Annotated in this window: 18 protein-coding genes; 9 read left to right on the top strand and 9 right to left on the bottom strand. The window is 67.2% G+C overall.

The window, feature by feature from the left end:
* Nucleotides 1-106 precede the first annotated feature (106 nt).
* Nucleotides 107-385 carry a hypothetical protein gene (locus Q0632_RS00880; protein ID WP_298923369.1) on the top strand — a complete coding sequence of 93 codons (279 nt, stop codon included), beginning with the start codon at nucleotides 107-109 and terminating at the stop codon, nucleotides 383-385.
* A 58-nt stretch (nucleotides 386-443) separates the two neighbouring features.
* Complete coding sequence (locus Q0632_RS00875; RefSeq protein WP_298923367.1) at nucleotides 444-1,367, top strand: FAD-dependent monooxygenase; 924 nt, start codon at nucleotides 444-446, stop codon at nucleotides 1,365-1,367.
* Here the strand turns inward: Q0632_RS00875 and Q0632_RS00870 are convergent.
* The 3 genes from Q0632_RS00870 to Q0632_RS00860 are packed head-to-tail and all read right to left on the bottom strand — an operon-like array spanning nucleotide 1,364 to nucleotide 4,347.
* Nucleotides 1,364-2,251, bottom strand: coding sequence for a sulfurtransferase (locus Q0632_RS00870; protein WP_298923365.1), 888 nt, complete (start codon nucleotides 2,249-2,251; stop codon nucleotides 1,364-1,366). The genes Q0632_RS00875 and Q0632_RS00870 overlap by 4 nt on opposite strands.
* Before the next feature lie 55 nt (nucleotides 2,252-2,306).
* Nucleotides 2,307-3,206, bottom strand: coding sequence for a DMT family transporter (locus tag Q0632_RS00865; RefSeq protein ID WP_298923363.1), 900 nt, complete (start codon nucleotides 3,204-3,206; stop codon nucleotides 2,307-2,309).
* A gap of 7 nt (nucleotides 3,207-3,213) precedes the next feature.
* On the bottom strand, nucleotides 3,214-4,347 hold the full coding sequence (locus tag Q0632_RS00860) for an aromatic ring-hydroxylating dioxygenase subunit alpha (RefSeq protein WP_298923361.1): 1,134 nt from the start codon (nucleotides 4,345-4,347) through the stop codon (nucleotides 3,214-3,216).
* Between the two features lie 164 nt (nucleotides 4,348-4,511).
* Here Q0632_RS00860 and xseB point away from each other — a divergent pair, with 164 nt between their 5' ends.
* From xseB to Q0632_RS00830, 6 genes are all read left to right on the top strand, one after another.
* Nucleotides 4,512-4,754: an exodeoxyribonuclease VII small subunit gene (xseB, locus tag Q0632_RS00855; protein ID WP_298923359.1), complete on the top strand. Its 243-nt coding sequence runs from the start codon at nucleotides 4,512-4,514 to the stop codon at nucleotides 4,752-4,754.
* Entirely contained in the window at nucleotides 4,739-5,647 is a 909-nt protein-coding gene (locus tag Q0632_RS00850; protein WP_298923357.1) for a polyprenyl synthetase family protein, read from the top strand. The genes xseB and Q0632_RS00850 overlap by 16 nt, the downstream gene beginning before the upstream one ends.
* Before the next feature lie 3 nt (nucleotides 5,648-5,650).
* Nucleotides 5,651-7,537: a 1-deoxy-D-xylulose-5-phosphate synthase gene (dxs, locus tag Q0632_RS00845; RefSeq protein WP_298923355.1), complete on the top strand. Its 1,887-nt coding sequence runs from the start codon at nucleotides 5,651-5,653 to the stop codon at nucleotides 7,535-7,537.
* A gap of 186 nt (nucleotides 7,538-7,723) precedes the next feature.
* Nucleotides 7,724-8,803: a TRAP transporter substrate-binding protein gene (locus Q0632_RS00840; RefSeq protein ID WP_298923353.1), complete on the top strand. Its 1,080-nt coding sequence runs from the start codon at nucleotides 7,724-7,726 to the stop codon at nucleotides 8,801-8,803.
* Nucleotides 8,804-8,936: 133 nt separating this feature from the next.
* A complete protein-coding gene (locus tag Q0632_RS00835; protein WP_298923351.1) occupies nucleotides 8,937-10,016 on the top strand; it encodes an ABC transporter substrate-binding protein in 1,080 nt (359 codons plus the stop codon).
* 169 nt (nucleotides 10,017-10,185) lie between these two features.
* The gene (locus Q0632_RS00830) at nucleotides 10,186-11,268 is read left to right on the top strand and encodes a TRAP transporter substrate-binding protein (RefSeq protein WP_298923349.1); all 1,083 of its coding nucleotides are present in this window, start codon (nucleotides 10,186-10,188) and stop codon (nucleotides 11,266-11,268) included.
* Between the two features lie 53 nt (nucleotides 11,269-11,321).
* Here Q0632_RS00830 and Q0632_RS00825 read toward each other — a convergent pair whose 3' ends face one another.
* The 3 genes from Q0632_RS00825 to Q0632_RS00815 all read right to left on the bottom strand — a co-directional run bounded on the left by Q0632_RS00825 (nucleotide 11,322) and on the right by Q0632_RS00815 (nucleotide 14,461).
* Entirely contained in the window at nucleotides 11,322-12,365 is a 1,044-nt protein-coding gene (locus Q0632_RS00825) for an aldo/keto reductase (RefSeq protein ID WP_298923346.1), read from the bottom strand.
* Nucleotides 12,366-12,489: 124 nt separating this feature from the next.
* Nucleotides 12,490-13,527 (bottom strand): VWA domain-containing protein, encoded by a 1,038-nt coding sequence (locus tag Q0632_RS00820; protein ID WP_298923345.1) that lies wholly within the window; start codon nucleotides 13,525-13,527, stop codon nucleotides 12,490-12,492.
* An 82-nt stretch (nucleotides 13,528-13,609) separates the two neighbouring features.
* Entirely contained in the window at nucleotides 13,610-14,461 is an 852-nt protein-coding gene (locus Q0632_RS00815) for a nucleotidyltransferase (protein ID WP_298923343.1), read from the bottom strand.
* A gap of 148 nt (nucleotides 14,462-14,609) precedes the next feature.
* On the opposite strand from Q0632_RS00815, the gene Q0632_RS00810 reads away from it, so the two are divergent.
* The gene (locus tag Q0632_RS00810; protein WP_298923342.1) at nucleotides 14,610-15,395 is read left to right on the top strand and encodes a metallophosphoesterase; all 786 of its coding nucleotides are present in this window, start codon (nucleotides 14,610-14,612) and stop codon (nucleotides 15,393-15,395) included.
* On the opposite strand, the gene Q0632_RS00805 is transcribed toward Q0632_RS00810, so the two are convergent.
* From Q0632_RS00805 to Q0632_RS00795, 3 genes are read right to left on the bottom strand one after another with little or no spacing between them, the layout of a single operon-like run.
* Entirely contained in the window at nucleotides 15,370-15,843 is a 474-nt protein-coding gene (locus Q0632_RS00805) for a hypothetical protein (protein ID WP_298923341.1), read from the bottom strand. The genes Q0632_RS00810 and Q0632_RS00805 overlap by 26 nt on opposite strands.
* Complete coding sequence (locus tag Q0632_RS00800) at nucleotides 15,840-17,396, bottom strand: TRAP transporter large permease subunit (protein ID WP_298923340.1); 1,557 nt, start codon at nucleotides 17,394-17,396, stop codon at nucleotides 15,840-15,842. Before Q0632_RS00800 ends, Q0632_RS00805 begins: the two co-directional genes overlap by 4 nt.
* A gap of 36 nt (nucleotides 17,397-17,432) precedes the next feature.
* The gene (locus tag Q0632_RS00795; RefSeq protein WP_298923339.1) at nucleotides 17,433-17,972 is read right to left on the bottom strand and encodes a TRAP transporter small permease subunit; all 540 of its coding nucleotides are present in this window, start codon (nucleotides 17,970-17,972) and stop codon (nucleotides 17,433-17,435) included.
* Between the last annotated feature and the right edge of the window lie 62 nt (nucleotides 17,973-18,034).

The raw sequence follows: 18,034 nt of genomic DNA, 5'->3' as shown, positions 1-18,034 counted from the left end.
GGCGGCTTTTGTCCTACAGCATTCAACAGCAGCGACCGACAGGCCGCGGCTGCGGCCTGCCTAAAGTCAGCCGTTCCATCGCACAAAGTCAACAGGAGCCTTTCGCATGAACACCCAGAACCTGTCCCGCAGCGCCGCCCTGGCCGTGCTGGCCGCCGCCACCCTGGCCCTTGCCGCCTGCGGCAAGAAGGAAGAGCCCGCGCCTGCCGTCAGCACGCCCGCACCGGCCCCGGCTCCGGCGCCCGCACCGCCGCCCATGGCGGCGCCAGCCCCCGCGCCTGCACCCGCTGCGGACAGCGGCACGGGCAGCGCCACCGGATCGGCCGGCGCCATGCCGTCGACGGGCGCGGCGACCAGCACCTCCAGCACCACCACCACCCGCTGAAAGCCCGCGGCGCAGGAACCTGCTTCGCAGCCGCTGTGCCCGGGCGTAGCGTGCGCCGGTGAGAACTTCCATCCTCAGGGCGCGCTGCTGCATCGCCGGCGGCGGGCCGGCCGGCATGGTGCTGGGCCTGTTGCTCGCGCGTGCCGGCGTTGACGTCGTCGTGCTGGAAAAGCACGCCGACTTCCTGCGTGACTTCCGGGGCGACACGGTCCATCCCTCGACCCTGCAGGTGCTGCAGGAGTTGGGCCTGCTGCAGGCCTTTTTGCAGCGGCCGCACGACAAGGCGCGCGACATCCGTGTCCACATCGGCGGCGCTGAGGCGGTGGTCGCCGACTTCGGCCGCCTCAAAGGCCATTGCGGCTTCATCGCCATGGTGCCGCAGTGGGAGTTCCTGGACTTCCTGCGCGATGAAGCTGAGCTATATCCCGGTTTTCGCCTGCTGCTGCAGGCCCAGGCGCTGAGCCTGATCGAGGACCAGGGCCGCGTCACCGGCCTGCGCGCGGGCACGCCGCAAGGCGCTCTGGAAGTGCATGCCGACCTGGTGATCGGCGCCGATGGCCGCCGCTCCACCCTGCGTGAAGCGGCCGGCCTGCAGGTGCGGGACCTGGGCGCGCCCATCGATGTTCTGTGGATGCGCGTGCCCAGGCTGGCCGGCGACCCGCAGGGCAGCGGCGGGCGCATTGGCACCGGCCGCTTCCTGGCCACCATAGACCGCGGCAGCTACTGGCAGTGCGCCTACGTCATCCACAAGGGCGGCATCGAGTCGGTGCGCTCGCGCGGCATCGAGGCCTTGCGCGGCGACCTGGTGGAGCTGATGCTGCTGGCCAGCCGGGAAGCGTCGGCCATGCCCTGGCAGCTCAAGCTGTTGGGCTGGTTCCCGGCCCTGCGCGCCTTGCCGGCCTATGCGGTCGGCGTGGGTGTGCGGCCCGAGCATGTGCGCTCGCCACTGGCCGCGCCGCGCCGCGTGCCCGCAACGGGCTAGGCTTTTTCCACCGGCCGCGCCGGATCGCTGCACCACTCGCTCCAGCTGCCGGCATACAGGGCCGTGGGGCCCAGGCCGGCGACTTCCATGGCGATCAGGTTGGGCAGGGCGCTGACCCCGCTGCCGCACTGGTGGACCACGCCGGCCGCATCGCGCCCGGCCAGCAACTGCTCGAACTCCGCCTTCAGTTGCGCGGCCGGCTTGAACTTGCCGTCGGCGCCGATGTTCTGGCCGAAGGGCCGGTTCAAGGCGCCGGGGATGTGGCCGGCCACCGGGTCCAGCGGCTCGACTTCACCGCGGTAGCGCGGCGTGGCGCGGGCGTCGACCACGGTCTGGGCCTGGCTGGCCAGGCCGGCCAGCACCGTCTGCGTGGTCGCCAGCGTGCGCAATGCGCGGCCCAGGGCGAAGTTGGACTGGAAATGCGAGGCTTGCACGCGGTCGGTCACGGCGCCGCCGGCGGCCTGCCAGGCCTGCAGGCCGCCATCGAGCACGGCCACCGCCTCGTGGCCGGCCCACTTGAGCATCCACCACAGGCGGCCGCAGTAATTGGCGCCCTGGCGGTCGTAGACCACGGCCTGCATGCCGTTGGCAAAGCCCACGCTGGACAGCCACACGGCGAACTTCTCGCGGCTGGGCAGGGGATGGCGGCCGCCTGAGGCGGCGTCGGCATGCGGATGGTGTTTGCCGTCGGCGCCGACCAGGCCCTTGTCGCTCAGCGCGCTGTCCAGATTGGCGTAGACCGCGCCGGGAATGTGGGCCTGGCGGTACTGCTGCTCGCCGGCGGCCGGGTTCATCAGGTCGAAGCTGCAGTCGAAGACCATCAGCGGCTGGCCGGCCGATTGCAAGGCCAGGAGCTGTTCGGGGGTGATCAGGGTGGTGTACATCGGTGGTGCCGTCCTTGCCCCGGATTATGTTGCGGCCGGCGGGCCCTTGCCTGTCTCAGTGGTCTTCGGCCGGCGCGCTCGGGGCCGCTTTCGTGCGCAGCACGGTGGCGGCAATGCCGCTGGCGCAGATCAGCGCCATGCCGGCCCAGCCCAGCGGCGGGATCTGGTCGCCAAACAGCAGCACGCTGTAGACGACGCCAAAGACGATGCCCGAGTACTGCAGGTTGGCCACGACCAGGGTGGCGCCGTGGCTGTAGGCGCGGGTCATGCACAGCTGGCCCAGGGCGGCCAGCAGGCCGATCGGCGCCAGCCACAGGGCGTGCTGCCAGTCCCAGGCCGAGAAGCCGGTCAGCAAGGTGGCCACCGCGCCGGCCACCGCTGAGCCCAGGGCGAAATAAAAGACGGTGCGCAGCTCGGGCTCGCCCAGCTTGCCCAGGGCCATGACCTGCATGTAGGCGAAGGCGGCCGTCAGCCCCGAGAGCAGGCCCACCACGCCGGCGAAGACCTGGTTCTGCTCGATGGTGGGCCGCAGCATCATCACCACGCCGGCAAAGCCGGCCAGCACCGTCAGCACCAGCGGCCCCTGCTGCAAGGCCTGGGCCGTGCCGGTGCGCGGGTTCCAGGCGATCAGCGCGCCGCCGATCAGGAAGGCCGCGACCCAGACGCTGCTCATGTAGTTGAGCGTCATGGCGGTGGCCAGCGGCAGGCCGGCAATCGCATAGAACCAGGCGCCCAGCGAGATCACGCCGACCAGGCTGCGCCAGGCATGCATGCCGGGGTAGGCGGTGGCCAGGGAGACGCGGCGCGAGCGGGCCAGGGCCCAGATGAAGGCCACGCCGATCAGGCCGCGGTAGAAGACCAGCTCGGAGCTGCTGAACCAGGTCGAGGCGTACTTGACGCACACGGCCATGGTGGAGAACAGGAATGCCCCCAGCAGCATCCAGAGGGCTTGCATCGGGGAGTCAGGGCTCGAGGCTGGTGCCGATGGTGCCGCGGTACCACTCGTGGAAGTGCTGCATGCCGTCTTCCATCGGGCTCTGGTAAGGTCCGGTCTCGTTGTCGCCGCGCTGCAGCAGGGCCTTGCGGCCGGCGTCCATGCGCTCGGCGATCTCGTCGTCCTCCACGCAGGTCTCCATGTAGGCAGCCTGCTGGGCTTCAACGAAACCGCGCTCGAAGGCCGCGATCTCCTCGGGGTAGTAGAACTCCACCATGTTCATGGTCTTGTCCGGGCCCACCGGGTGCAGGGTGGACACCGTCAGCACGTGGGGATACCACTCCACCATGATGTGCGGGTAGTAGGTCAGCCAGATCGCGCCGTACTTGGGCGGCTCGCCGCCGCGGTACTGCAGCAGCTCCTTGTGCCAGCGCTCGTAGACCGGGCTGCCGGCCCGGCCCAGGCGGTTGGCCACGCCCACGGTCTGCACCGAGTAGTTGTCCTTGAACTCCCACTGCAGGTCCTCGCAGCTGACGAAGCCCGACAGGCCCGGGTGGAAGGCGCCGACGTGGTAGTCCTCCAGGTAGACCTCGATGAAGGTCTTCCAGTTGTAGTTGCACTCGTGCATCTCGACGCGGTCCAGCACCATGCCGCCGAAGTCGAGATCGGCGCGCGGGCCCATGCCGGCCAGGTCGGCGGCCACATCACGACCGTTCTTTTCAAAGAGCAGCCCGTTCCATTCCTGCAGCGGGTAGTTGCGCAGGTTCAGGCAGGGGTCCTGGGCGAAATGCGGCGCACCCAGCAGGGCGCCGGCGGGCGCACCGTTGCCGGCGCTGTAAGTCCAGCGGTGCAGCGGGCACACCACATTGCCGCCGGCCGCCTGGGTCGAGCCGCGGCCCTTGAGGATCACGGCCTGGCGATGGCGGCAGACGTTGCTGATCAACTCCACGCCCTGGGGCGTGCGCAGCAAGGCGCGGCCCTCACCCTCCTGGGGCAGGGCGTGGTAGTCGCCGACGTCGGGGACCGAGAGTGCGTGCCCCACATAACGGGGCCCACCCTGGAAGATGGTGGCCATCTCGCGCTGGAAGAGCGCCTCGTCGAAGTAACTGGAAACTGGTAGTTGGCTTGCGGCCTGCTGCAGTTGAAGACTTAAATCAGACATGAACCTGACCTAGAGACTCCCCCTATGAAGGGGCAGGGTAAGCGCTTGATCTGGGACAGGCGCGGGAAAGGAAAGGGATTGTACCCTTGAGGTCAGCTGGGGTCGGGGGCAGGCTATGCAAGCGCGGGCGGGCCTAAAATCGGCGTTTTCCCCCACGAATTCACATGCCCAAGGCCATTCCGGCGACAGCGCCGATCAAGACTCCCGCCAGCTACGAAGCGGCCCTGGAGGAACTGGACCAGCTGGTCGGCGTCATCGAGTCGGGCCAGCTGCCGCTGGAGCAACTTCTGGCCGGCTACCAGCGCGGCGCGCAACTGCTGGCCTTTTGCCGCGACCGGCTGGCGGCGGTGGAAAACCAGATCAAGGTGCTGGACGAAGGCACGCTCAAGCCGTGGACGCAGGAGTGACCGTGCCCCAATTCGACCTGGGCGCCTGGAGCGCCGCGCGGCTTGCGCTGGTGGAGCAATGCCTGTCTGGCTGGGTGGTGGACGATGCGCCGGCCGGCCTGGGCGATGCCATGCGCTATGCGGTGCTCGATGGCGGCAAGCGGCTGCGGCCGCTGCTGGTGCTGGCCGCCAGCGAGGCTTTGCGCGGCAACGAGCACGCGGCGATGCGCGCCGCCTGCGCGGCCGAACTGATTCACGCCTATTCGCTGGTGCACGACGACATGCCCTGCATGGACAACGACGTGCTGCGCCGGGGCAAGCCCACGGTCCACGTCAAGTTCGGCCAGGCCCAGGCCCTGCTGGCTGGCGATGCCCTGCAGGCCCTGGCCTTCGAGTTGCTGGCACCCGACGACGACAAGGTGCCGGCAGCGATCCAGGCGGCGTTGTGCCGCCTGCTGGCGCGTGCGGCCGGCCATGAAGGCATGGCCGGCGGCCAGGCGATCGACCTGGCCAGCGTGGGCCTGCCGTTGGACGAAGGCCAGCTGCGCGAGATGCACAAGCGCAAGACCGGTGCGCTGCTGCAAGGCAGCGTGCTGATGGGCGCGGCTTGTGGCGGTGCCACCGGCCAGGCGCGTGACGCGCTGGCGCAGTACGGCGCGGCGATCGGCCTGGCCTTCCAGGTGGTGGACGACATTCTCGACGTCACGGCAGATTCGGCCACGCTGGGCAAGACCGCCGGCAAGGATGCGGCCCAGGACAAGCCGACCTATGTGTCGCTGCTGGGGCTGGAACGATCGCGCGCGCACGCGCAGGAACTGCTGGCGCTGGCGCTGGCCGCGCTGGAGGCCAGCGGCCTGCCGGACACGCGGGCCCTGCAGGCGCTGGCCCGCATGGTGGTGAACAGGGACAACTGAAGTATGGCCAGTCTGCTTGAATCGATCAATGAACCGGCGCAGCTGCGGCAGCTGCAGCGCACCGAACTGCCACAGCTGGCCGAGGAACTGCGCGCTTGGCTGTTGGACAGCGTCTCGCGCACCGGCGGCCACCTCAGCTCCAACCTGGGTACGGTGGAGCTGACCATCGCGCTGCATTACGTGTTCAACACGCCGCACGACCGGCTGGTCTGGGACGTGGGCCACCAGACCTATCCGCACAAGATCCTGACCGGCCGGCGCGAGCGCATGGCCAGCCTGCGCCAGTTGGGCGGCCTGTCGGGCTTCCCGCAGCGCAGCGAGAGCGAGTACGACAGCTTCGGCACGGCGCATTCGTCCACCAGCATCTCGGCGGCGCTGGGCATGGCGATGGCGGCGCGGCAAAAGGGCGAGGACCGCAAGGCCGTGGCCATCATCGGCGACGGCGCAATGACCGCCGGCATGGCCTTCGAGGCGCTGAACAACGCCGGTGTGGCCGACTGCAACCTGCTGGTCATCCTCAACGACAACGACATGTCGATCAGCCCGCCGGTGGGCGCGCTCAACCGCTACCTGGCCCAGCTGATGAGTGGCCAGTTCTACGCCGCCGCCAAAAGCGTGGGCAAGAACGTGCTGAAGGTGGCGCCGCCCCTGTTCGAACTGGCCAAGCGTTTCGAGGAGGGCGCCAAGGGCATGGTGGTGCCGGCCACGCTGTTCGAGAAGTTCGGCTTCAACTACATCGGCCCGATCGACGGCCACGACCTGAACTCGCTGGTGCCCACGCTGGAGAATATCCGCCACCTCAAGGGCCCGCAGTTCCTGCATGTGGTGACCAAGAAGGGCCAGGGCTACAAGCTGGCCGAGGCCGACCCGGTGGCCTACCACGGCCCCGGCAAGTTCGACCCGGCCGTAGGCATCACCAAGCCGGCCACGCCGCCCAAGACGACCTTCACCCAGGTGTTCGGCCAGTGGCTGTGCGACATGGCTGAACAGGACCCCCGGCTGGTGGGCATCACGCCGGCCATGCGCGAAGGCTCGGGCATGGTCGAATTCGAGAAGCGCTTCCCCGGGCGCTACCACGACGTGGGCATCGCTGAACAGCATGCCGTGACCTTCGCCGCCGGCCTGGCCTGCGAAGGCCTCAAGCCGGTGCTGGCGATCTATTCAACCTTCCTGCAGCGCGGTTACGACCAGCTGGTGCACGACGTGGCGCTGCAGAACCTGCCTGTGGTGTTCGCGCTGGACCGCGCCGGCCTGGTGGGCGCCGACGGCGCCACCCATGCGGGCGCCTATGACATCGCCTACCTGCGCTGCATCCCCAACATGAGCGTGGCCTGCCCGGCCGACGAGAACGAGTGCCGCAAGCTGCTGACCACGGCTTTCGAGCAGGACCATCCGGTGGCGGTGCGCTACCCGCGTGGCGCCGGCGCCGGCGTCGCCACCGACACTGGCCTGGCATCGCTGCCGTTTGGCAAGGGCGAGGTGCGGCTGGAGGGCAAGGGTGTGGCCATCCTCGCCTTCGGCACCCTGCTGCAGCCGGCGCTGGAAGCGGCAGCGCGTCTTGGCGCCACGGTGGTCAACATGCGCTGGGTCAAGCCGCTGGACACCGCGCTGCTGCTCGATGTGGCGGAGCGCCATGAGGCGCTGGTGACGCTGGAAGAGGGCGCCGTGATGGGCGGCGCGGGCGGCGCGGTGGCCGAGGCCCTGCATGCGGCCGGCGTGCTCAAGCCCCTGCTGCAACTGGGCCTGCGCGACGAGTTCATCGAGCACGGCGATCCGGCCAAGCTGCTGGCGCTGCAAGGCCTGGATGCCCCAGGCATCGAGCACGCGATCCGCACGCGTTTTGCCGGCCTCGTCGAGCGCGTTGTGCCCAGCCTGAAGGTCGTGGGCTGAGGCTTCATTCCTGAAGATTTTCTGACGACGCGCTGAGTACGAAAGTCCTGAGTGTTTTCCTCAAGGGAAAACCCCTGAATACCAAAGTGATGGCCTTCCTAGAATGGGCGGCAGATTGGTTCAACACTTAAGTTGTCTCGAATCGAACGTCCTCATTCTTTTCTCCAAATAACAAGGAGCGCCTTCATGGATCGTCGATCACTCATCAAAAACGCAGGCATCGCCGGGGTGCTGGCTGCCGGCATGGCCCCCGCCGTGCACGCGCAAGCGGCCATCCGCTGGCGCCTGGCATCGAGCTTCCCCAAGTCGCTGGACACCATCTTCGGCGGCGCCGTCACCTTCGCCGAGAAGGTCAAGGCCATGTCGGGCGGCAAGTTCGAGATCTCCGTCCATGCGGCCGGCGAGCTGATGCCCGCTTTCGGCGTGGTCGACGGCGTGCAGCAGGGCTCGGTCGAGTGCGCCCACACCGCCCCGTACTACTTCTTCGGCAAGGACGAGTGTTTCGCCCTGGGCTGCGCCATCCCCTTTGGCCTGAACAGCCGCCAGATGACGGCCTGGATGTTCGAGGGCAACGGCCTGAAGCTGATGCGCGAGTTCTACGCCAAGTACAACATCATCAACTTCCCGGCCGGCAACACCGGCTCGCAGATGGGTGGCTGGTACCGCAAGGAAATCAAGTCCCTCAAGGACATCAAGGGCATGAAGATGCGCATCGGCGGCTTCGGCGGCAAGGTGCTCGAGCGCATCGGCGGCGTGCCGCAGAACATCCCGGGCGGCGAAATCTACCCGGCGCTGGAAAAAGGCACGATCGACGCCGCCGAATGGGTGGGCCCGTACGACGACCAGAAGCTGGGCTTCAACAAGGTCGCGCCGTTCTACTACTACCCCGGCTGGTGGGAAGGTGGCCCGCAGCTGGACGTCTTCATCAACGACAAGGCCTTCAATGCGCTGTCGTCCGAGAACAAGGCCATCGTGCAGGCCGCGGCCGCCGAAGCCCACGTGGTGATGCAGGCCCGCTATGACGCGCTCAACCCGAACGCGCTCAAGCAGCTGGTCGGCGCAGGCACCAAGCTGCGGCCCTTCCCCAACGATGTGCTGAGCGCCGCCTTCAAGGCCGCCGGCGAGGTCTACGAGGAGCTCAACGCCAAGAACGAGAACTGGAAGAAGATCTACGCCGACTTCTCCAAGTTCCGCGCCGACCAGAACCTGTGGTTCCGCTTCACCGAAATGGGCTTTGACCGCTTCATGCAGGCCCAGAAGCTGTAAACAGCTTCCCGCCTTGCCGCAAACGCGCCTTCGGGCGCGTTTTGCATTGGGCGGCCACCTGCGCCTGTGTCAGTCGGCTGAAAGGCTTGGCGCGGCCGGCGCGGCATGCTGATGGCCCAAGGAGACAAAGAGCATGGACCGCCGTTCGATTCTGCGGCACGCCGGCATGGCCGGCGTCCTGGCCAGCGCCGCCGCGCCTGCCGTCCATGCGCAGGCCGCCGTCCGCTGGCGCCTGGCCTCGAGCTTCCCCAAATCGCTGGACACCATCTACGGCGCCGCCGAGGTCTTTGCCCAGAAGGTGCGCGAGCTGTCCTCGGGCCGCTTCGAGATCTCGGTGCATGCGGCCGGCGAACTGGTGCCCGCCTTCGACGTGGTCGACGCCGTGCAGAAGGGCCGGCTGGAGGCGGCCCACACGGCGGCCTACTATTTCTCCGGCAAGGACGAGACCTTCGCCATCGGCGGTGCCATCCCCTTCGGCCTGAACAGCCGGCAGATGAGCGCCTGGACCTTCGAGGGCAACGGCCTGAAGCTGATGCGCGAGTTCTACGCGCGCTACAACATCGTCAATTTCGCCTGCGGCAACACCGGCGCGCAGATGGGCGGCTGGATGCGCAGCGAGATCCGCAGCGCGCGCGACCTGGGCGGCCTGAAGTTCCGTGTCGGTGGATTCGCCGGCCAGGTGCTCGAGCGCATGGGCGTGGTGGCGCAGAACATCCCGGGCGGCGACATCTACCCGGCGCTGGAAAAGGGCACGATCGATGCGGCCGAATGGATAGGCCCCTACGACGACCTGAAACTGGGCCTGAACAAGGTGGCGCCCTATTACTACTACCCCGGCTGGTGGGAGGGCGGGCTGCAGCTGGACCTGTACATCCACCGGCGCGCCTACGAGGCGCTGCCGGCCGACTACAAGGGCATCGTCGAGACCGCCAGCGCCTATGCCCACGTGGTCACGCAGGCCCGCTACGACGTGAAGAACCCCGGCGCGCTCAAGCAGCTGGTGGCCGGTGGCGCCAGGCTGCGGCCCTTTCCGCCCGACGTGATGGCCGAGGCTTTCCGCCATGCCATGGCCTTGTACGCGGAGCTGGGCGTGCGCAACCCGAGCTGGCGCAAGGTCTACAGCGACTACGCGCGCTTTCGCTCTGACCAGAACCTGTGGTTCCGTTTTACCGAGGCCACCTTCGACCGCTTCATGCAGTCGCAAAAACTGTAATCGAAAGCAAACAGACAGGCCCGGCGCGCAGGCAGCGGCGCATGCTTTAGCGTTTCAGCGCTTCGTCTTAAGTACAAGCCCAGATGCGGATTGCCAGGGTCCTGCAAGCATTCGCTGTCGGGCCACAGCATCATCCACGCTTCCAAAACCATAACGGAGTCTTTCATCCATGGATCGTCGTTCCATCATCAAGAATACCGGCATCGCCGGCATTCTGGCCACCGGCATCGCCCCGGCCGTGCAAGCCCAGCAGGCCATCCGCTGGCGCATGGCATCGAGCTTCCCCAAGGCGCTGGACACCATCTATGGCGGCGGTGAGGTCTTCGCCAAGGCCGTCAAGGCCATGTCGGGCGGCAAGTTCGAGATCTCCGTCCATGCAGCCGGCGAGCTGATGCCCGCTTTCGGCGTGGTCGACGGCGTGCAGCAGGGCTCGATCGAGATGGCCCACACCGTGGGCTACTACTTCTTCGGCAAGAACGAGTGCTTCGCGCTGGGCGCAGCCATCCCGTTCGGCATGAACACCCGCCAGACCAACGCCTGGATGATGCACGGCAACGGCCGCAAGCTGATGAACGAGTTCTACGCCGGCTACAACATGGTCAGCCTGGCCGCCGGCAACACCGGCGCCCAGATGGGCGGCTGGTTCCGCAAGGAGATCAAGACCGTGGCCGACTTGAAGGGCCTGAAGTTCCGCGTCGGCGGCTTCGCCGGCAAGGTGCTGGAAAAACTCGGCGTGGTGCCGCAGAACCTGCCGGGTGGTGAGCTCTACGCCGCGCTGGAAAAGGGCACGATCGATGCCGCCGAATGGGTGGGTCCGTACGACGACCAGAAGCTGGGCTTCAACAAGGTCGCTCCCCACTACTACTACCCCGGCTGGTGGGAAGGTGGCCCGGAAGTGTCGGCCTACATCAACAAGGCAGCCTGGGACGGCCTGTCGCCCGAGAACAAGGCCATCCTGGAAGCCGCGTCGGCCCTGGCCACGCTGGACATGACCGCCAAGTACGACCAGCTCAATCCGACGGCCCTCAAGCAGCTGGTGGGCGCCAAGACCAAGGTCCTGCCTTTCAGCAAGGACATCCTGGACGCCTCGTTCAAGGCCGCCATGCAGACCTACAACGAGCTGGACACCAAGAACGCGGCCTGGAAGAAGATCTACGCCGACTACCGCACCTTCCAGAAGGACCAGATCCTGTGGGCGCGTTTCTGCGAGTCGCAATTCGACCGCTACATGCAAACCGTCAAGCTGTACTGAGCGTCCTGCGCTCCGCAAAAAAAGCCCCGCGCCGCGGGGCTTTTTTCATGCGCTCAACGCACCCCTTCGACGGGAGTCTTGATGGGTTCTCGCTGTCCGCCCGCCAGCCGCTCGGCCGTGCTCGGGACCAGCAGCATCTCGTGGGGGAAGCCGGCCGCAACGGTGCTCACGGCACTCAATCTCGCAAGCTGCTCCACCGACAGCGCCAGGTCGGCGGCCGCAAGGTTGTCCTCGAGCTGCTTCAAGGACTTCGGCCCGAGGATGGGAATGATGTCCTGTGCGCCCACCCAGGCGAGCGCAACCCGCCCCTGGTTCGTCTCCAGCTGCGCGGCCACCTTGTCCAACTCGTCGAGGATGGCGGCCTTCTGGGCACTGTCTTCCTGGTGAATCAGGAAGCCAAGTTGGGTGGCCCGGCCTTGCTCGCCACGGCGGTACTTGCCGGTGAGCAGGCCACCGCCCAGCGGTGACCATGCGACCGTCCCGAGTCCGTACGCGCGTGCCATGGGCATCAGCTCGCGGTCTGGTGTCCGCGCCACGAGGCTGTACTCGATCTGTTGCCCGGCAATCGGGAGCGTACCGCGAAGCTCGGCCAGCGTGGCCGCACGCGACGCCCGCCAGGCAGGAAAGTCCGAGAGCCCGGCGTACAGAATCTTTCCGGCGCGCGCCAGGTCATCGAGGCCTCGCACGATTTCGTCGATGGGCGTCACGCCATCAGGCATGTGGACCCACAGCAGGTCGATGCGATCGGTTCGCAAGCGCTTGAGGCTGCCCTCCACCGAGCGGCGCATGTTGAGCCGGCTGTTGCCGGTGACCAGCAGTCCGCCGGCCTGGTCTTGGCCCATCGTGTACTTCGTGGCCAGCACAAGGTGGTCGCGTCGTGCGCCGATGAACTCACCGAGCAGGGTTTCAGACTGCCCCGCCTGGTACTGGTCGGCCGTGTCAATGAAGTTGCCGCCTGCTTCGAGGTAGCACTCGAACATGCGGCGTGCTTCATCTGGCTCAGCGCCGTAACCCCAGGCCGTGCCGAAATTGCCGGTTCCCAAAGCGAGGGAGGACACGCGCAGCCCTGTGTGGCGACCGAATACCTGGTAGCGCATGCCGAGCTCCTTGGTGGTTGGAAGCTCAGGCTACCTGCCAATCACAAGTCGAAAACCTCTATTGGGTGCCAGGTTTGGCTATCCCTTTGGTCTCACGCGCATGGCGCATGCGATGCCCCGCGCCTCAGGCCAGGCGGCGCAGCCAGAGCAGGGACAGCAGGCCCGCTGCCAGCGTGAGCAGGGCCGAGCCCATGGCCAGCAGGCCGGTCAGCTCGGTCTCGCGCGCCTGCACCTGCAGGCGTGAGCCCAGGTTCTCGTAGACGCTGCGCAGCTTCTCCGCCGTGCCGGCGTGGAAGTACTCGCCGCCGGTCATGCGCGCGACCTCGCGCAGCGTGGGTTCGTCCAGTCGCAGGTAGATGGGCATGCCCTCGGCCGGGGTGTGCTCGCCCTCGATGGTTCCCAGTCCGACGACGTCGACGCGCACGCCGCGGTCGGCCGCCATCTTGGCTGCCTCCAGCGTGTCGATGCCGGTGGTGCGGCGGCCGTCGCTGAGCAAGATGATGGCGGCCGAGGTGTAAGAGGCTGGTGGCACCGGCGTGATCTGCCTGGGTGGCGGCTTGTCCTTGTCGTCCAGGCTGCGGCCCTGGCGCTTGCCGCCGAAAGTCATCTCGCCCACGTCGATGCCGTGGTCGGGAAACAGTTCGGCCAGGCACAGGGCGATGGCGTTGCCCACGGCTGTGCCCATCTGCATCTGGAAGCCGTCGATGGCCTCTACCAGGGCTGCGCGGTCCAGCGTCGCGCGCTGCGCCACCTGGCTGCTGCCGGCGAAGGTGATCAGGCCGACCTCGACGTTGCGCGGCAGGTCGCGCAGGAACAGCTTGGCTGCCTCCTGCGCGGCCACCAGGCGGGTGGGCTTGACGTCGCTGACGCGCATGCTCAGGGACACGTCCATGGCCAGCAGGACCGAGGAGCGGGCCCAGGGCAGTGGCACCCGGGCCACCGGGCGCGCCGCGGCGAACAACAGTGCCGAGCAGGCCAGCAGCAGCAGGGCCGGTGGAACGTGGCGCCGCCAGTGGCGACCGGCCGCTGCGGCGCGGACAACGCCCAGGCTGCTGTAGCGCACGGCCAGCTTGCCGCGGCGGCGCAGCAGCCAGACGTAGAGGGCCGGCAGCAGGGGCAGGGCCAGCATCAGCCAGAGGAACTTAGGCCAGACGAAAAACATCGGGATGCCAGGCGGGGCACGGTTTTCCCCGCAGTGCAGCAATATCCTGCCTGTGAAGCAGCGGCTTGGCAACCGCGCCGGTTCAGGCAGCGCCGGTGGACGCAGGGTCAGCCGGCTTGGCTGGGATGGCCTCGGTCCAGGAGGCGACGTCCTGGCCGGTCATGGTGCTGGCCGGCGTGAGGCGTCCGTCCACGTAGCCCAGCTTGGTCACGTCGTGCAGGTACTGCTCGCGCGAGAGCAGGGTGCCGGCGCAGACATGCGGGTCCTGCGCCGGCGGGCTGCGCGTTTCATCGGCCAGCCTGCCAGTGAGCGTGGCCATCACCCAGGCGGGGATGCGGTGCCGCTCGCCCGGGTAGATGTAGCCGAACAGGGTCAGGTGGGCCAGCAGAACGCGCCAGTGCGGCCCGAAGCGCTCCAGCAGCTGCGCCCAGTCCAGGCGCTCGGCGGTGGCCTGCAGCAGATGGGCGATGTCGCCGCCGTCATAGCGCTCGCGTTCCATGATGAAGGCCTTGGACAGCAGGCCGTCTTCGGCATTGGCGATGCGCACCGGCACGCCCAGCACATCGGCCTGGAAGTTGCCCTGGAACCAGCGTTCGTCCACCGGCGTCAGGCCGTTGCCGGAGTTGAAGATCAGATCGATGAACTCCCGGCCGTGGTAGACCTTGGCCAGCCAGTGGGGGTAGCTCATCTCGGTGCGCCAGCCGCGCCCCTGCATCAGCCGGGCGATGCGCTCGTAGTCCTGGCGCCGGATGAACAGGTCCAGGTCCTTGGTCGGGCGGCGGATGCCGGTGTAGCAGGCATGGGCAAAGGCCCCGCCCACCAGAAAGGGAATCTGCGCCTCGTTCAGGGCGCGCAGGGCCTGCCGGTAGAAGTCGGCGGTCAGCGGATCGACTTCTTCTTCCAGCGAGGGGGCAAGGGCGGTGGGCGGCGTCATGCATACAGGCTAGGGGCGGCTGGGCGCCGTGCGGTCGGGCCGACTGCCCCATCGCGCGTCGGCAAAGGCCTACAGCTCTTGCGGGAGCACTCCGATGGCACTGGTGCGCGCAATCGCCCACGATGGACCCCTGATCCGACCGGCTTCCATGTCCAGCCCCAAATCCCCCACCCATGTCCGCTTCGCCGCTGTTGGCGATATCCATGTCAACAAGGACTCCGCCGGCACGCTGCGCGGCTTTTTCGCGCAGGCCGCGGAGGCCGCCGACGCCTTGCTGTTGTGCGGCGATCTGACCGACTACGGCACGGCCGAGGAGGCGAAGATCCTGGCCGAGGAACTGGCTGCGGTGGCGGTGCCCGTCGTCGCGGTGCTGGGCAACCATGACTACGAATCGGGAACGCCCGAGGCGGTGGTCGAGGCGCTGGTCAAAGTCGGTGTGCGCGTGCTCGACGGCGAGGCCTGCGAGATCGAGGGCGTGGGCATCGCCGGCGTCAAGGGCTTTGCCGGCGGCTTTGGCCGCGGCTCGCTGGGTGCCTGGGGCGAGCCGGCGATCAAGCTGTTCGTGCAGGAGGCGCTGAACGAAGCGATGAAGCTGGAGTCCGCGCTGGCCAAGCTGCGCACGCCCCGGCGGATCGCACTGCTGCACTACTCGCCCATCGCGGGCACGGTGCAGGGTGAGCCGGTGGAGATCTTTCCCTTCCTGGGCAGCAGCCGGCTGGAAGAGCCGCTGTTGCGCTACCCGGTGGACGCGGTGTTCCATGGTCATGCGCACCGCGGCACGTTGCAGGCCCGCACCATCAACGGCGTGCCGGTCTACAACGTTGCCAAGCCCCTCTTGCAGCGCAGCCGGCCGGATGCGCCCCCGTTCTTCCTTTATGAGTTGCCGCGCGAGAGCGCGCAGTCGACGCTCAGCGAAATCCCCGAAACGCCTTGAGCTCGGCGACCAGGCGCTCGAACTCGACCAGCATCACCGGGTCGGCGGCATAGAAGACGGCGAACTTGCCCAGCAGGGTGCGCACGTACAGGCGCGGGGCGATCAGCCAGTCCAGGCCCTTGACGCGGATGATCTTGCCGTAGGCCAGCTCGCGCAGTTCCATCTTCTTGTCCCAGATCCAGGTCTGCGACAGGCCCTGGCTGTCCAGCCGCGTCACGCTGCGCACGGCGCACCACCATGTGTAGAGCATCATGGCCAGCGCGGCCATGAACCAGCTGAACACGCCGGGCAACGAGCCGCCCAGCCACAGCCGCACGAACCATGCGACGCTGCCAAAGACCACGGCCGTGACCAGCAGTTTGAAGGGCAGGGAGAAGGCCGGCCCCTGCAGCGGCATGCCCAGGGGCAGTTCGAAGCGAAAGGGCGGCGGGCCGGCGGGCTCGATCACTTCTTGGCTGCGTCTTTGTCAGGGGTGGGGTTGAACAACTCGTCCATCTTCTTTTGTTCGTCGTCCGACTTCTTCTGCTCGTCGTCCGCCGAGGGCTCGGCGCCGGGAATGCCCGGCGTGGCGGGCGGCGAGAGGTTGTCCACCGGCAGCTCGATCTGCACCTTGTCGATGTCGACCTTCTCTTCCTTGTCGAGGAAGGCGGTGACCGTCTCCGGCACGAAGATGACGATGGCCACCAGCACCAGCTGCATGATCACCCAGGGGATGGAGCCCAGGTAGATGTCGTTGGACAGCACCGGCTTGTCGATGCGCTTTTCCTTGTACAGCGTGTCGGCGATGCCGCGCAGGTAGAACAGCGCGAAGCCGAAGGGCGGGTGCATGAAGCTGGTTTGCATGTTCACGCACAGCAGCACGCCGAACCACACCAGGTCGATGCCCATCTTGTCGGCCACCGGGCCGAGCATCGGCAGGATGATGAAGGCGATCTCGAAGAAGTCCAGGAAGAAGGCCAGGAAGAAGATGAAGATGTTGACGACGACCAGGAAGCCGGTCTGGCCACCGGGCAGGCCGGTGAGCAGGTGCTCGACCCACTTGGCGCCGTCCACGCCCTGGAAGACCATGGAGAACACGCGCGAGCCGATCAGGATGAACACCACCATGGCCGTCAGGCGCATGGTGCTGACCATGGCTTCCCAGACCAGCGGGCGGTTCAGGCGCTTGTGGATGGCGGCCAGGATCAGCGCGCCCACGCAGCCCATGGCGCCGGCTTCGGTCGGCGTGCAGATGGCGGTGTTGATGAAGGGCAGGCCGCCCATGGAGCCGAGCACGGCGAAGATCAGCACGGCCGAAGGGATGATGCCGCGCAGGCATTTCAGCCACAGCTTGGCGCCGGACATGGTGCGCGCCGACTTGGGCACGCCCGGCACGTGGTGCGGCTTGATCCAGCTGAGCGCAAAGGTGTAGAGCGCGAAGATCAGCACCTGCAGGATGGAGGGGCCCCAGGCGCCCTTGTACATGTCGCCCACCGAGCGGCCCAGCTGGTCGGCCATGACCACCAGCACCAGGGACGGCGGAACCAGCTGGGTGATGGTGCCCGAGGCGGCCAGCACGCCGGTGGCGTAACGCATGTTGTAGCCGTAGCGGATCATCACCGGCAGCGAGATCAGCGCCATGGCGATCACCTGGCCGGCCACGGTGCCGGTGATGGCGCCCAGGATGAAGCCCACGATGATGACCGAGTAGCCCAGGCCGCCGCGCACCGGGCCGAACAGCTGGCCCATGGAGTCGAGCATGTCCTCGGCCAGGCCGCACTTCTCCAGGATGGCGCCCATGAAGGTGAAGAAGGGGATGGCCAGCAGCAGGTCGTTGGACAGGATGCCGAAGACGTTGATCGGCAGGTTGGCCATGAAGCTGGCCGGAAACCAGCCCATCTCGATGGCGAAGAAGCCGCTGGCCAGGCCCAGGGCGGCCAGCGAGAACGCGACCGGGAAGCCGATCAGCATCACGAAGATGAGCGCCCCGAACATGAAGGGGGCGAAGTTTTCCATTTGCATGGTGTGGGTCCGTCTATCTGGTGTTCTTGTTGTTCTTTATTGCACTGGCGCTTCGTAGTGCGTGTCCATCTGGTAAGTGCCCTGCAGGTAGCAGATGCGCTTGACGATCTCGGACAGGCCTTGCAGGAACATCAGGCCAAAGCCCAGCGGCAGCATCAGCATGGCGGGCCAGCGGATCAGGCCGCCGGCGTTGCTGGACATCTCGTTCATCACGAACATCTTGACCAGCAGCGGCCAGCTCAGGTAGGCCAGCAGGGCCATCACCGGCAGCAGGAAGAAGATCAGGCCGAACAGGTCGACGTAGACCGGGGCGTTGCCTTTGAGCTTGCCGTAGATCAGGTCGACGCGCACGTGCTCGTTCAGGCGCAGCACGACGGGCGCGCCCAGCATCACCACGGCGGCGAACAGGTACCACTGGATCTCGAGCCAGCCGTTGGAGCTGATGTCCAGGGTATAGCGGATGAAGGCGTTGCCCGCCGAGATCAGGGCCGCGGCCAGAACGGCCAGCGCGGCGACCCAGCCGAGCCGCTCGCTGATCCAGTCGACGCCCAGAGAGAGTTTGAGGAGTGCTGACACTGCTTGCTCCGTGTTTTCTTGAGAAAAGGACAGCGCGCTCTTTGACGCGCTTAAGCCCTAAA

Source organism: uncultured Ramlibacter sp. (genome assembly GCF_936925435.1).
Classification (GTDB): Bacteria; Pseudomonadota; Gammaproteobacteria; order Burkholderiales; family Burkholderiaceae_C; genus Ramlibacter.
This window is presented reverse-complemented; position numbering and strand designations above follow the sequence as displayed.